Here is a 12,886-nt window from a genome sequence, read left to right on the forward strand (position 1 = left end):
ACCTTCAGGCAGTCTTGCCTCCGGTCTGGTCGATAGCCTCCAGTACCTGGTGGCACTGCTGCAGGGCGAAGCGGTGCAGGATATCCGCCAGGCGCTCCTCATCCCGGTCCTTGATGGCTTTGATGGATTGCTCCATGTGCGACAGGTTGTCCTCAAGCACCCGATTGCCCCCTTGCCGAAAGGCGACGAAGGCACAACGCTTTGCTGACGGCCAGAGGTCATCAATGGCCGAGACAATGAAATAGTTATCGGCATACGCCAGCGACGCCTTGGTGTACTCAATCCCCAGTTCCAGAAACGCCATCAGATCGTTTTTCCCGTAGCAGGCCTGCATCTGGTTGTAGAGGCTTTCCAGCCTGGCCATATCATCAGGCTGCCAGTTGCGCACCAGCTTGCGCCCGGTATGGGTGAGGTAAAGTTCCAGGGTTTCATAAAGGCTTCGGACGAAGTACTCATCCAGCGGTGTCACGAACGCACCCTTGCGGGGAACATTACGGACCAGGTGCCGCTTTTCCAGCAGCAACAGCCCTTCCCGGATGGAACCGTGGCTGACGTCCATCTGCTTGGCCATGGCGCCCTCGTAGATCCGTTCTCCGGATCGAAGCTGGCCAAAGGCAATCAGATTCTCGATGTGGCGGGCGACCTGTTCGGTCAGCGTTTCTCTGGGTTTGAAGGCATTCATGGTGATCTGTCGCTACTGCGTACTGGCTGAATCGTGTTGGCATAGTCGCACATCGGGTATTCCGGAGCCAGTGGCCGGCCGAGCTACAGCAAGGGCGCCAGCAGCCTCACCGCCCGGCAAGCCAGTCGGAACAGGATTGAGCGCTCCTTGTAGTCGCTTTCGGTCATCAGGCGGGAACTGTCCAGATCCTGTTCCAGCATGGATTCCACACTGCGGATGAAGTGCGGTGCTGTGGTGATGGCGGTAATCTCGAAATTCAGCCGCATCGATCGGTTGTCCATGTTGGCCGTTCCCACTGCCGAATACCGGTCATCCACCAGTATCACTTTCTGGTGCATGAAGCCCGGCTGGTAGCGATAGATGCCGATGCCGGTCTTGCAGGCCTGGGCCAGATAGGAGTAGGCCGCCAGGCCGATCAGTCGGCTGTCTGATTTTTCCGGAATCAGGATTTTTACGTCCACGCCCCGAAGCGCCGCCAGCTGCAGAGCATTCATGATCTGGAAGTCCGGCACGAAATAGGGTGAGGCGATCCAGAGCCGGGTCCGGGCGTTGTTGATGCAGTTCAGGAAAAACAGGGTGCAGGTTTCCCCGCTGTCCGCAGGTCCTGTTGGCAGCATCAGCACCTCGTCGTCGCCGGGCTGGTTGTCGACCGGCGCCCAGTCGAGGCTGGGAAAATCGTTGCTGGCCCAGTTCCAGTCTTCCAGCCATGCCAGCTGCAGGCCGGTGACGGCCGGACCCTCAATCCGGCAGTGGGTATCGCGCCAGGGTTCCTGGTCCATGGCAGTGCCCAGGTATTCGTCCCCCAGGTTGATGCCACCCACAAAGCCGATCTTGCCGTCGCAGACCAGCAGTTTCCGGTGGTTCCGGAAATTGATCTGGAACCGCCTCCGGCGGATGTTGCCGTTACCGAACGAGGCCACGCGGGCGCCGGCGGCGGCGAGCTGGTTCAGGTACTTGCGCGGCAGCCAGACGCTGCCAATGTCGTCATACAGAAACCAGACTTCCACACCCTGGGCCAGTTTGCGCTCGAGAATTGACTTGATCCGGCGGCCAACCCGGTCTGACCGCACGATGTAGAATTCCAGCAGGATATAGTGCTCGGCGTCTTCCATGGCTTCGAACAGGGCCTCGAACGTGGCCTCACCGTCCCTGAGCAGGGTACATCGGTTGCCATCGGTGAACGGCTGCCGGCCCAGTCGGCAGAGCACCTGAAGTTCGTCGGTGAACCGTTCGCTGGCGGGGATGGGTATGGAGGTTGTTTGCTGCTCGAACCGGTTCAGCAGATTGGTCAGGGATTCGTCGCCAAGCCGTCGGGCTTTCACGTAGCCGCCAAACCGATGCCGCCCGAACAGCACGAACATGGGCACAGCCAGGTAGGGCAGGCCGATCAGGGCAATGACCCAGGCAATGGCACCCTGTGTTGTCCGATAGGTCAGAAGAATACGGTAAATACAGGCAAATGCGCCCAGGTAAACGGCCCCGACCACCAGTGCAACGAGAGACAGCTCGTCCATCATTGCGCTCCCTCATCTGCCTGGTGGCCGTAGGGCCCCGATGTGGCCAGATGCCTTGCCCGGTACTCTGCCGGTGAGGTGCCGGTCCAGCGCTTGAACGCCCGGCTGAAGGCGCTGAGCTCTGAAAAACCCAGCAGAAAAGCAATTTCACCCAGAGCGTACTGGTCGGCCGCAACATACCTGAGCGCCTTGTCCTGGCGAACCTGCTCAACCAGGCCATGGAAGCTCAGGCCTTCCTTCTTGAGCTTGCGGTAGAGCGTCTGGCGGCTCATATGGCATTGCCGGGCAAGGCTGTCGGCATCGATTCTTTCGGTCGCCATCTGCTTCGAGATCAGTCGGCGAATCCTGCGGCCGAACGAGCGGCGGCTCTGAAGCCTCGCCAGCAGCGTATTGACCTGCTTCAGTACTGCCGAATACACGTAGGGATTGCGGCGTGGTATCGGGTGCCCCAGATGCCGGCTGTTGAACGCCAGCCGGGTAATACCGCAATCAAACCGCACCGGGCCACCGAGAAGCTTTTCGTACTCGTCGGCGTACACCGGCGCCGGATGGGCGATCTCTACCCATTCCGCCCGGATGCCCGGATGAATGAAGTGGCGGGTGCGGGTGATGGCCGCAGCCAGGGTCCGGTCCATATCCTGCCGGCAGTAATGTTCGGCCATGTCCGGTTGCCAGCAGAGAATGGCCTGGTCGGCGGTCTGTTCGAAGCTTAGGAATACCGACTCGTTGATCAGCCGATGCAGGCGCACGTACTGGGTAACGGCTTCACCCAGGGTGTCACAGTTGAAAAACACATGCCCGACCAGTCCCATCCGCTCGGGATCCACCACTTTTCCGGCGTGCAGCCCGACAGCCGGATCGCCCGTTACCAGCTCGGCGTGTTCCCACAGCCGGTAATGGGCATCGGCGGGCACGCGCCGGTCCGGGTCGGTGAGCTCCGACATGGCCAGCCCGGTCAGCTGTTCCACCCTTGGCGCATTGAGAACACCCTGGCGTTCCAGATAGTGAACCAGCGCCAGCGTGCTGGAGGCAGCGACCAGGGGTGCGCTGGTGGAGTCTGATTGGGCAGATGTCACGTTGATAGTTAACGACCTGTCATGATGACTGATACAAAATGTCAAGTGGGTGCAACGGCCTGTCAAGGGTTACCCGTGGCTTTAACGATAGCATCAACGTATCAGGTTGAAGCAATGGAAAAGCAATCAGGAGGTGTTTTATGGAACAGGAAATTTTCGTACCTCATACCGAGCTTGAGCGTAAAAACGTGATTGAGCTTGCCGAGTATCTGAACAGCATCTTCTATTGCTGATCCTTCAGACGTCACGTCTATGACCTTCAAGCCGGGCTTTGCCCGGCTTTTTTTCGTCCACGGAAAATGACCGCTAATACCGGCACTTGCTCGCAAGACTGGCAGTGGTAATGTATCCGGTCTGAGAACGCAGACCAATCCGGAGACTGACTGCCCATGACTGTTGCGCTGAACCACCGCATTACCGGCGAAGGCCCGCCCCTGATACTGCTGCACGGGCTGTTCGGCTCCCTGGACAACCTGGGGGGTATCGCCCGCCGTCTGGAAGACCAGTGGCAGATTCACGCACTGGACGAGCGCAACCACGGGAGTTCGCCCCACACGGATACCATGGACTATCCGGCCATGGCCGCCGACGTCATCGCCTACATGGACGCCCAGGCGCTGGACAAGGTGAGCCTGCTGGGTCATTCCATGGGTGGCAAGGTGGCGATGCAGGTTGCCCTCCAGGCTCCGGAGCGCGTGGAAAAACTGATCGTGGCCGACATTGCCCCGGTAAACTACAAACCCCGGCACGATGCTATTCTGGACGGGTTGACCAGCATGGATCTGACCGGTGTGCGTTCCCGTCAGGACGCAGACAGGCCGATGGCAGATTTTGTCGAAGAGCCGGGTGTTCGCCAGTTCCTGCTGAAAAACCTGGAACGGATTCCCCGCGAAGACCAGCAGGAGGGCGGGCCAATGTTCCGGTGGCGGCTCAATCTGCCGGTTATCGATGCCTGCTATGAACATCTGGCCAGGGCGCCGGAGGGTGATGGCCCGTTTGATGGTCCTGTGCTGTTTCTGAAGGGCGCGGATTCGGCCTACATCCAGGAAAAACACCGGGATGATATCCAGCGACTGTTCCCGCAGGCACAGCTGCGTATTATCCAGGGGACCGGCCACTGGCTGCACGCTGAGAAAGCCGACTCCTTTGCTGCCCTGTGCCGCCGTTTCCTCAGCGCCGATGAATGATGGTGTCCTGCGTAGGGCATTTTCCTGCTCACCGGCCCGTCTGCTAAGGTGGGCCAATCGCTGACACACGGAATGGACACAACAACAGGCGGGCAGAGTGTATGAAATGGCTGATGGTGGGTTTGCTGGTTGTCTTCCTGCTGCTTGGCAGTTTCCTGCTGACTCCCTCGCCCGTCGACAGCAAAGCCTGGAACCCCCCATCGCCGCCTCCGCTGACCGGTGAGGTTGCGCCAAATGAGCGCCTGAGGCTTGCGGACCTGATCGCCAGGGGCCAGGTATACGGCCCCGAGGACACAGCCGTGAGCGAGGATGGTGTGCTTTATACCGGCACCCAGGATGGCTTCATCGTGCGGGTGTTCCCGGATGGCCGGGTTGAAAACTGGTTGTCCACCGATGGTCGGCCCCTGGGCGTGGTGTTTGACAGCCAGGGCAATCTCATCGTTGCAGACTCCTGGCGGGGGCTGCTGTCTATCAGTCCTGAGGGCGAGATCACCGTACTGGCCCGCGAGGCGGAGGGAACGCTGTTCCGCTTCACCGATGACGTCGACATTGCCGATGACGGGCGCATTTATTTCACCGACGCCAGCTCCAAGTTCCATCAGCCGGAATACATGCTGGATCTTCTGGAAATGCGTCCCCATGGCCGCCTGCTCCGCTACTCTCCAAAAACCGGCAAGGCCGAGGTTCTCCTGGCCAACCTGCATTTTGCCAATGGTGTTGCGGTATCTCCGGAGGGCGACTATGTGCTGGTTAACGAAACCTGGAAATATCGCATCCTCCGATACTGGATTCACGGGCCCAAAGCCGGCCAGGCGGAAGTCTTTGCCGACAATCTGCCCGGTTTTCCCGATAACCTCGCGGTGGATGATCAGGGGCGCTACTGGGTGGCGTTTCCTACCCTTAGAGATTCGAGGATGGACGCCATGCACCCCCGGCCCTGGCTCAAGGATCTGGTGGCTAAACTCCCGAGCAGCCTGAAACCTGCGCCACAAGAATATGGTCTTGTGATCGCGTTCGACCGGGATGGTGAGGTTATTACCAGTCTCCACGACACTCGGGGGACCCATTTGCAGGAAATCACCTCAGTGAATCCTCACGATGGCAACCTGTACTTTGGTTCACTTCACAATGATCGTATTGGTCGGCTACCGTTGCAGGCCATTCCGGGTCTGGGGGACAGCAACTGATGCAGCAACACGATATTGACTGGGATCTGCCGGCGCCTTTCACGATCGAGATAGCGGTACGGCCCGAGGATACCGATCGGCTTGGGCACGCCAACAACGTTGTTTACGTACGGTGGCTGGAAGACGTCAGTTGGGCCCACATAGAAAGCCTGGGTATGACCTGGGAATTGCACGAGAAAACCGGCAAGGCGATGGCCATTACCCGAACGGAAATCGATTACCTGGCCTCGGCGAACGCCGGCGATCAACTGGTTCTTGGGACCTGGCTCACCGATTACGATGGTCGGTTCCGGTCTGCACGGCAGTTCCAGCTCGTTCGTCCCTCGGATGGCAGAACCCTGGTCAGGGCCGTTTCCACTCACGCCTGTGTTGATCTGAAAAGCCAGCGGCCTGCCCGTGCGCCCAAAGAGTTCGCCGAGATTCTCGGTTCCGCTGTGGTAGCCGGAGGCAAAGGGCTGTAGGTCACCCGAGGTCTTTTGTGCTTTACTTCAGCTAATCTTGTTCAAAGCCAATCCCGTTTAACCTGTTGTCCGGAGATCTTCATGGAAAATACTGCCGATCAGAACGCTGAAGCCACGATGCGCCATGTGATCTACGATCGCTTTGGTGAGCGTGACGTCCTGCAAGTGGTCTCGGCCGATGTGCCAGTCCCCGGAGACGATCAGGTGCTCGTCAGGGTGCACGGTGCCGGGCTCAATCCGATCGACTGGAAAACCCGGAAGGGGCTTGGTTTCGCGGCGCGGCAGATCGAGAATTCGTTGCCGTGGACGCCCGGTTACGATGTCGCCGGAGAGGTTGTCGGAGTAGGTGCCAACGTGACCACCCTGGCGCCCGGTGACCGGGTCATGGGCATGGTCGGATTCCCGGCCGGCGGTGGCGGTTATGCGCAGTATGCCCTGGCCGCGGCCGATGAACTGGCCATCGTGCCGGAAGAACTGGACCTGGTGTCTGCAGGTGCCTTGCCCCTGGCGGCACTGACCGCATGGCAGGCTCTGTTCGAGATGGCGAAACTTGAGTCGGGGCAGAAAATCCTGATCCACGCCGGCGCCGGTGGCGTGGGGCATTTTGCGGTGCAGTTTGCATTGGAGCGCGGTGCCCATGTCATTGCAACGGCCTCGGCCGGTAACCGGGATTTCCTGGCGGAACTCGGGGTCCACGAGGTGATTGACTACCGCAACACGGATATCGCCGAAGAGTGCTATGGTCTGGACGTGGTACTGGACCTTGTTGGCGGTGATACCGGCAAACGCTCCCTGCACACGCTCGGCGAACATGGAGTCCTCGTGACCATCCCGACGGTTACCGCCGACGAAATCATCAGTGCTGCCGAGGAAATGGGTTTACGCGCCCATGGCATGACTGTGCGTCCCGACGTGTTTCACCTGGATGAGATTGCCGAGCTGATTGAGGACGGCGACGTCAAGGTGCACATCGAAAAGGCGTTCGCGCTGGACGATGTCGCGCAGGCCCACGAACTGCTGGAAGGCGGGCACGTGCGCGGCAAGCTGGTGCTAGATTGTCGATGAGGGTTCCTGATCGGCCGGTTGATCCTGGCTGGCCGATGGTTCTCCTCCCTCTTTCTCCTTGCGCTCCTTGCGGGCCTGGGGCGGTACCAGGCTGATCAGGATCCAGTCGTTTTCCGGTTTCAGGTCTTTCATGCTGCAAACCGGGGCGACGTGTTCCTTGCTGTCGAACGTGAACAGCACCAGGGCCTGGTTCTGGTATTTGTTCAGGAACTCCTCGTAACCGAATTCCTCACTCAACTGGGTGGTCTTTACGGTGTAGCCCTGGCTCACCAGACTGGCCAGCTTGGCGTAGCTGACGCCATCGAACAGGCCCCGGGTCATCTGTATTTTTTCAGCCGTCTGATGCCGGGCCTTCTGGTCCTGATCACCTTCGGCCAGGCTGAACACGCACTTGTTTCCGAACCAGTCCAGGAAGTGGTACGTGGCCAGTGAGTTCATGTGCTTGTACGGGGAGATCACCAGCAGCTTACCGATGCCTGTCAGGTCCAGATGGGTCGATGCATGCTCGGAAACCGGGTTGCCGAAGTACACCTGCAGGTTCTCCATGCGGGCCTGACGGACGTTTTCCCAGTTGGTGTCCGCCAGGGTCACGGGCACCTCATACTTTTTCAGGGCCATGCCAATCATACGGGCCACCGGATTGGCGCCCAGGATCAGGAAGCCGTATTCCGCTGGTTCCGCGACCTTCAATAGGCGGGCAACCGGCCGTGCGGTGAGGCTCTGCAGAGTAACGGTGGCGATAATCAGCATAAACACCAGGGGTACCAGGGCGCCGGCACTCTCATAACCCAACTTCTGCAGCTGGAAAGCGAACAGCGCTGACACCGCGGCCGCGACGATGCCCCGGGGGGCGATCCAGCTCAGAAATAGCTTTTCCCGCAAGTTCAGGTTGGTGCCGATGGCCGACAGGAAAATACTCAGGGGGCGGGCTACCAGCATCAGCAGGGCCAGCACAGCCACCAGGCCCCAACCCAATTCGGCAATCGCCGCAAACTCAACCCGCGCCGCCAGAATAATGAACAGGGCGGATATCAGCAGAACGCTCAGGGATTCCTTGAACTCGAGGATGCTCTCTATAGGCACCTGCTTCATGTTGGCCATCCAGATGCCCATCACCGTCACCGTCAACAGGCCAGACTCATGGGCCAGTTCGTTCGAAATGGCATAGACGCCGAGCATGAAAGTGAGTGTGCCAGCGTTATGCAGGTACTGCGGAATCCAGTGCTTGCGCAATACGATGCCGTTGAGATACCCGGCCACGGCACCGATCACAAAACCCACAGCCAGGGTTTTTCCAAAGATATACAACGAGTGGCCAAACACGTTGCCCTGGCCCCAGGAGACAATCCCCTCGAATACCAGAACCGCCAGCAGAGCGCCAACGGGGTCAATGATGATGCCTTCCCAGCGCAGTATGTTGGCCAGTTTCGAATCGGGTCGCACGGAGCGCAGCAGCGGCGCGATAACCGTCGGGCCGGTGACAATCGAGATGGCGCCAAACAGCAGGGCGACTGCCCAGGAGACATCCAGAAGCCAGCGGGCAGCCAGGGTGCCGATGATGCAGGTGACGATAGAACCGACCGGAATGAGGTTGCGGACCATTTTGCCATGGCCCCGTATCTCCTCGTAGCGCAGGGTCAGGCTGCCCTCAAACAGGATGATGGCAACGGCCAGGGAAATAACCGGAAACAGCAGATCGCCGAACACCACTTCCGGTGCCAGAAAACCCAGAACAGGCCCGGCGGCAATGCCACCCGCCAACAGGAAAAGGATGGCGGGCATACGCACGCGCCAGGCAAGCCACTGGCAGAACAATGATAAAACGCCAATGCTGGCAAGAAGCAGGACAGTGCTGACTGGCATAATGGTTTCAGTTCCGTTGATCTATTGGTTGGCGCGCCGGGCAATCCGGTTCAGGAGTCGGGAAGCCGCAAATAAACCGAAGCTGGCGGTCACCGGGCTGGCGGCGCCAAAGCCGGAGGCGCAATCCAGGCGCACCGGACCGTCGGTGGCCGGTTTCTGCAGGCACACTTCCCCGTCTCCGGTAGGATACGTCAGCTGCTCGAGGGAGTATACGGCCTCAATGCCAAAGCGCCGCTTTGGATTCCGGGAAAAGCCATATTCCCGCCGCAGCAGGTTTCGAACTTTGGCCAGTAGTGGGTCTTGGGTAGTTTTGCTGAGGTCTGCCACCTGGATCTGAGTGGGGTCGATCTGTCCGCCTGCGCCGCCGGCACAGACCAGAGGAATTTTCCGGCGCTGGCAGTGGGCAATCAGGGCGGCCTTGGCTTTGACGCTGTCGATGGCGTCGATTACCCCGGTCATGTCCTCGGTGATCAGCTCGCTGACGTTCTTCGTGGTCAGGAAGCCGAAATGCACCCGAATGTCTGCGTCCGGGTTGATCGCCCGCAGCCGATCGGCCATGGCGTCGGTTTTGGTGCGCCCGTACTGGCCTTCCAGGGCGTGGAGCTGCCGGTTGGTGTTGGACACACAGACATCGTCCATGTCGATCAGGGTGATGGTACCAACGCCACTTCGGGCGAGGGCTTCAGCGGCCCAGGACCCAACCCCGCCAAGACCGACCACGGCAATATTGGCGTGACGAAAGGCTTCCAGGGCCCGGCGCCCGTAGAGTCGTTCGATGCCACCAAAGCGGAAAGCGTAATCGTCGGCGTTCATGGTGTCCCCGTGCAGGTCCGGTCGCAGACCGGACAGAATCAAAGATCGCAATTGTAACCCAGTGACCGCACAGACAAAAAAGGACCATAAAAAAAGCCACGCAGGGCGTGGCTTTCAAAGTGCCCAGTCCGACGGGGAGCTGGGCGGGACTAGTTCAGAGACACTAATCAACGTGATCATTATCAATGGCCAGTGCATTCACCTGAAGGTCACAAGCTGTCATTGATCGGTCATTTCCGGCCAGGCCCTGGGAGCACTGGCCGGATAGCGGATCACGCGGCCCAGTGGTCGTCCGAGAACGCCATCAGGCTGTCCTTGCCACTCTGAATGTCACCCAGCAGCCAGTCGACTTCCGGAAGCAGCCTTTCAAAGTAGAAGCGGGCAGAGACAACCTTGCTCTCGAGCAGGGGCTTGTTGCCTTCGCCGGCGGCAAGCTGTTCGTTGGCAACGTTTGCCATCCTGGACCAGAGGTAACCGATGACCGTCAGCGCCATCAGGCGCAGATACGGTGTCGCGGCGGCGCCCGCCTGCTCCGGATCTTTCGGTGCGTTGCTGGCCAGCCACATGGTGGCTGTCTCAAGCGCCTTCATGGCGTTTTTCAGCTCTTCACGGTGCGGCGCTTCCGGATTGTCCTTCAGATATCCGCTCAGGGTGCCAAAGAGGGTGCGCACCAGCTGGCCGCCTTTCAGACTCAGCTTGCGGCCCACGAGGTCCATGGCCTGAATGCCGTTGGTGCCCTCGTAGATCCTGGCGATCCGGCCGTCACGAACCAGCTGCTCCAGCGGCCAGTCGGTGGTGAAGCCCGAGCCACCCAGTACCTGCAGCCCGGTGTTGGCGTTGTTGAAGCCTTCGTCTGTCAGGAACGACTTCACCACCGGGGTAAGCAGTTGAACCAGATCGTCCGCGGATTCCCGAACGGTCTCGTCTGGATGGGCGACAGAGAGATCCAGTTGGTGGCCAGCAAACAGGGCCAGAGCACGCATGCCCTCGTTCAGAACTTTCTGGCGCATCAGCATTCGGCGTACATCCGGATGCACGATGATCGGGTCAGCGGGACCATCGGGGTTCTTCGGGCCGCTCAGTGAACGGCTCTGCAGGCGCTCACGGGCAAAGCCGAGGCTTTCCTGGTAGGCCATTTCGGCCAGGCCCAGGCCCTGCATACCAACCATCAGGCGCGCCTCGTTCATCATGGTGAACATGGCCCGCATACCATCGTTCGGCTCGCCGACAAGCCACCCTTTGGCGCCCTCGAAGTTCATGACGCAGGTTGCAGAACCCTTGATGCCCATTTTGTGCTCAAGGCCGCCACAGAAGGCCGGGTTTCGCTCCCCGGATTCCGGCAGGAACTTGGGTACCACGAACAGGGAAATGCCCTTGGTGGTATCCGGCGCGCCGGGCAGCTTGGCCAGAACCAGATGCACGATGTTGTCCACCAGATCGTGCTCTCCACCGGTGATCCAGATCTTGGTGCCTTCGAGGGCGTAGCTGCCGTCGTCGTTCGGTGTTGCGCGGGTGCGAATCAGGCCCAGGTCGGTGCCGCACTGGGGCTCGGTCAGGCACATGGTGCCGGTCCACTCACCGGAAATCAGCTTCTCCAGGTAAGTCTTTTTCAGTTCCTCGGAGCCGTGGGCATGCAGGGCACTGATCGCGCCGTGGGTCAGACCCGGGTACATGCCCAGAGACAGGTTGGTGGAGCAGACCATTTCATCCACCACAAACTTCAGGGTGTGTGGCAAACCCTGCCCGCCGTATTCGAGTGGCGCGTCCAGCGCGGTCCAGCCGCCCTCGACAAACTTCTTGTAGGCGTCCTTGAAACACTCGGGTGTTTTCACAGAGTGGGTTTCAGGATCGTAGGTGCAGCCCTCGCGGTCGCCGGCCTGGTTGGTGGGCTGGATAACCTCGGCAGCCAGTTTGCCGGCCTCATCGATGACCGCGGAAATCAGATCCGGGGTGGCATCGGCGTATTTTTCCAGCTCATGCAGCCGGTCTGCGCCCAATACATCAAACAACAGAAAGCGAAGGTCATTCGCCGGAGCCTGGTATTGCATGGATACTCTCCTAGGTGCGCCGTTTTAACGGGAGCGCTGCAGCATTCGGCAGCGACCCAAAGATCATTTGAACACTTGTTTCATACGCCCGTTTTAATGCGCTGGTTCACCGCTTTGGCAGTCTGGACGATAGAATTTTCGTATGTCCTCCTGAACCAAGGAGGTATCAAATGAAACAAATGGTGATAGCCGGGGTTTCCGGCGCAATCGGTGGCGCTTTGGCAAGCCGGTTGCTTGAGCGTGATTCCCAAACCAGGGTGATCGGGTTGTGCCGTGATCCGGAGAATGCGTCGGACGCCTTGCGCAGCCATCAGCGCATCACTTTGCTGCCCTGGGATGCCGAAAGCAGTGCCGCGCCCGGTGCGATCGCCGAGGCACTGAAATCGCTGTTAAACAGGGAGGAGGGGATTGATAGCTTTATTTATGCCGCGGGGCTGCTTCACGGGCCGGATATGTTCCCGGAGAAGCGCCTTGAAGACCTCGATCCGCAGAGTATGGCGCGTGCGTTTGCTGTCAACGCAACCGGTTTCGGGTTGCTGACCCAGGCGCTATTGCCATGGCTGCGACATCGGGAGTTCAAACGGGTGGTGGCTATTTCCGCCAAGGTTGGCTCGATAACCGACAACGGGTTTGGCGGCTGGTATGCCTATCGCAGTTCAAAAGCGGCACTGAATATGCTCGTTCGCAACCTGTCCATTGAGTTGCCGCGCCGGTGCAAACCGGTAGCCTGCGTATCCCTGCATCCTGGCACGACCGAATCGGCGTTGAGCGAACCGTTCAGCCAATCTCTCGCCAAGCTTAACGTGCATACTCCAGAGGAGACGGCTTCCAACCTTCTGGAGGTGCTCGATGGACTGGGGGAGAACGATAACGGAAAGTTTCTGAGCTGGGATGGTACAGAACTGCCCTGGTAGTTCGAGCAACCCTGGTGTCGGCTACAAAAAAGGGGCGATTTCCATCGCCCCTTTTTCTTGTCCGCCATTCGGTGGA

Annotated in this window: 11 protein-coding genes; 5 read left to right on the forward strand and 6 right to left on the reverse strand. The window is 59.6% G+C overall.

Annotation, left to right across the window (positions count from 1 at the left end):
- Positions 1 to 4: 4 nt before the first annotated feature.
- The 3 genes from AC5JQH_RS12735 to AC5JQH_RS12745 all read right to left on the reverse strand — a co-directional run bounded on the left by AC5JQH_RS12735 (position 5) and on the right by AC5JQH_RS12745 (position 3,272).
- Complete coding sequence (locus tag AC5JQH_RS12735; protein ID WP_493805661.1) at positions 5 to 682, reverse strand: GntR family transcriptional regulator; 678 nt, start codon at positions 680 to 682, stop codon at positions 5 to 7.
- Between the two features lie 83 nt (positions 683 to 765).
- Positions 766 to 2,196 (reverse strand): cardiolipin synthase, encoded by a 1,431-nt coding sequence (cls, locus tag AC5JQH_RS12740; RefSeq protein ID WP_493805662.1) that lies wholly within the window; start codon positions 2,194 to 2,196, stop codon positions 766 to 768.
- Complete coding sequence (locus tag AC5JQH_RS12745) at positions 2,196 to 3,272, reverse strand: AraC family transcriptional regulator (protein ID WP_008173236.1); 1,077 nt, start codon at positions 3,270 to 3,272, stop codon at positions 2,196 to 2,198. Before AC5JQH_RS12745 ends, cls begins: the two co-directional genes overlap by 1 nt.
- A 389-nt stretch (positions 3,273 to 3,661) precedes the next feature.
- Here AC5JQH_RS12745 and AC5JQH_RS12750 point away from each other — a divergent pair, with 389 nt between their 5' ends.
- From AC5JQH_RS12750 to AC5JQH_RS12765, 4 genes are all read left to right on the forward strand, one after another.
- Positions 3,662 to 4,459 (forward strand): alpha/beta fold hydrolase, encoded by a 798-nt coding sequence (locus AC5JQH_RS12750; protein ID WP_493805663.1) that lies wholly within the window; start codon positions 3,662 to 3,664, stop codon positions 4,457 to 4,459.
- A gap of 101 nt (positions 4,460 to 4,560) precedes the next feature.
- Positions 4,561 to 5,646: an SMP-30/gluconolactonase/LRE family protein gene (locus AC5JQH_RS12755; protein WP_008173243.1), complete on the forward strand. Its 1,086-nt coding sequence runs from the start codon at positions 4,561 to 4,563 to the stop codon at positions 5,644 to 5,646.
- On the forward strand, positions 5,646 to 6,107 hold the full coding sequence (locus AC5JQH_RS12760) for an acyl-CoA thioesterase (protein ID WP_008173245.1): 462 nt from the start codon (positions 5,646 to 5,648) through the stop codon (positions 6,105 to 6,107). Before AC5JQH_RS12755 ends, AC5JQH_RS12760 begins: the two co-directional genes overlap by 1 nt.
- Before the next feature lie 81 nt (positions 6,108 to 6,188).
- Entirely contained in the window at positions 6,189 to 7,172 is a 984-nt protein-coding gene (locus tag AC5JQH_RS12765; RefSeq protein WP_008173247.1) for an NADP-dependent oxidoreductase, read from the forward strand.
- Here the strand turns inward: AC5JQH_RS12765 and AC5JQH_RS12770 are convergent.
- The 3 genes from AC5JQH_RS12770 to AC5JQH_RS12780 all read right to left on the reverse strand — a co-directional run bounded on the left by AC5JQH_RS12770 (position 7,158) and on the right by AC5JQH_RS12780 (position 11,896).
- Entirely contained in the window at positions 7,158 to 9,035 is a 1,878-nt protein-coding gene (locus AC5JQH_RS12770) for a cation:proton antiporter (protein WP_493805664.1), read from the reverse strand. The two genes, AC5JQH_RS12765 and AC5JQH_RS12770, sit on opposite strands and share 15 nt — an antisense overlap.
- Before the next feature lie 21 nt (positions 9,036 to 9,056).
- Positions 9,057 to 9,848 carry a tRNA cyclic N6-threonylcarbamoyladenosine(37) synthase TcdA gene (tcdA, locus tag AC5JQH_RS12775; RefSeq protein WP_493791616.1) on the reverse strand — a complete coding sequence of 264 codons (792 nt, stop codon included), beginning with the start codon at positions 9,846 to 9,848 and terminating at the stop codon, positions 9,057 to 9,059.
- A 272-nt stretch (positions 9,849 to 10,120) separates the two neighbouring features.
- Positions 10,121 to 11,896 carry an acyl-CoA dehydrogenase C-terminal domain-containing protein gene (locus tag AC5JQH_RS12780; RefSeq protein ID WP_493805665.1) on the reverse strand — a complete coding sequence of 592 codons (1,776 nt, stop codon included), beginning with the start codon at positions 11,894 to 11,896 and terminating at the stop codon, positions 10,121 to 10,123.
- Between the two features lie 170 nt (positions 11,897 to 12,066).
- On the opposite strand from AC5JQH_RS12780, the gene AC5JQH_RS12785 reads away from it, so the two are divergent.
- Positions 12,067 to 12,810 (forward strand): SDR family oxidoreductase, encoded by a 744-nt coding sequence (locus AC5JQH_RS12785; protein WP_491712964.1) that lies wholly within the window; start codon positions 12,067 to 12,069, stop codon positions 12,808 to 12,810.
- Positions 12,811 to 12,886 lie beyond the last annotated feature (76 nt).

The organism is Marinobacter sp. H13, assembly GCF_059072335.1.

Coding starts and splice junctions, on each gene's coding strand:
- AC5JQH_RS12755 (WP_008173243.1), top strand. CDS start 4,561: ATGAAATGGCTGATGGTGGGTTTGCTGGTTGTCTTCCTGCTGCTTGGC.
- cls (WP_493805662.1), bottom strand. CDS start 2,196: ATGGACGAGCTGTCTCTCGTTGCACTGGTGGTCGGGGCCGTTTACCTG.
- AC5JQH_RS12750 (WP_493805663.1), top strand. CDS start 3,662: ATGACTGTTGCGCTGAACCACCGCATTACCGGCGAAGGCCCGCCCCTG.
- AC5JQH_RS12760 (WP_008173245.1), top strand. CDS start 5,646: ATGCAGCAACACGATATTGACTGGGATCTGCCGGCGCCTTTCACGATC.
- tcdA (WP_493791616.1), bottom strand. CDS start 9,848: ATGAACGCCGACGATTACGCTTTCCGCTTTGGTGGCATCGAACGACTC.
- AC5JQH_RS12785 (WP_491712964.1), top strand. CDS start 12,067: ATGAAACAAATGGTGATAGCCGGGGTTTCCGGCGCAATCGGTGGCGCT.
- AC5JQH_RS12735 (WP_493805661.1), bottom strand. CDS start 682: ATGAATGCCTTCAAACCCAGAGAAACGCTGACCGAACAGGTCGCCCGC.
- AC5JQH_RS12770 (WP_493805664.1), bottom strand. CDS start 9,035: ATGCCAGTCAGCACTGTCCTGCTTCTTGCCAGCATTGGCGTTTTATCA.
- AC5JQH_RS12780 (WP_493805665.1), bottom strand. CDS start 11,896: ATGCAATACCAGGCTCCGGCGAATGACCTTCGCTTTCTGTTGTTTGAT.
- AC5JQH_RS12765 (WP_008173247.1), top strand. CDS start 6,189: ATGGAAAATACTGCCGATCAGAACGCTGAAGCCACGATGCGCCATGTG.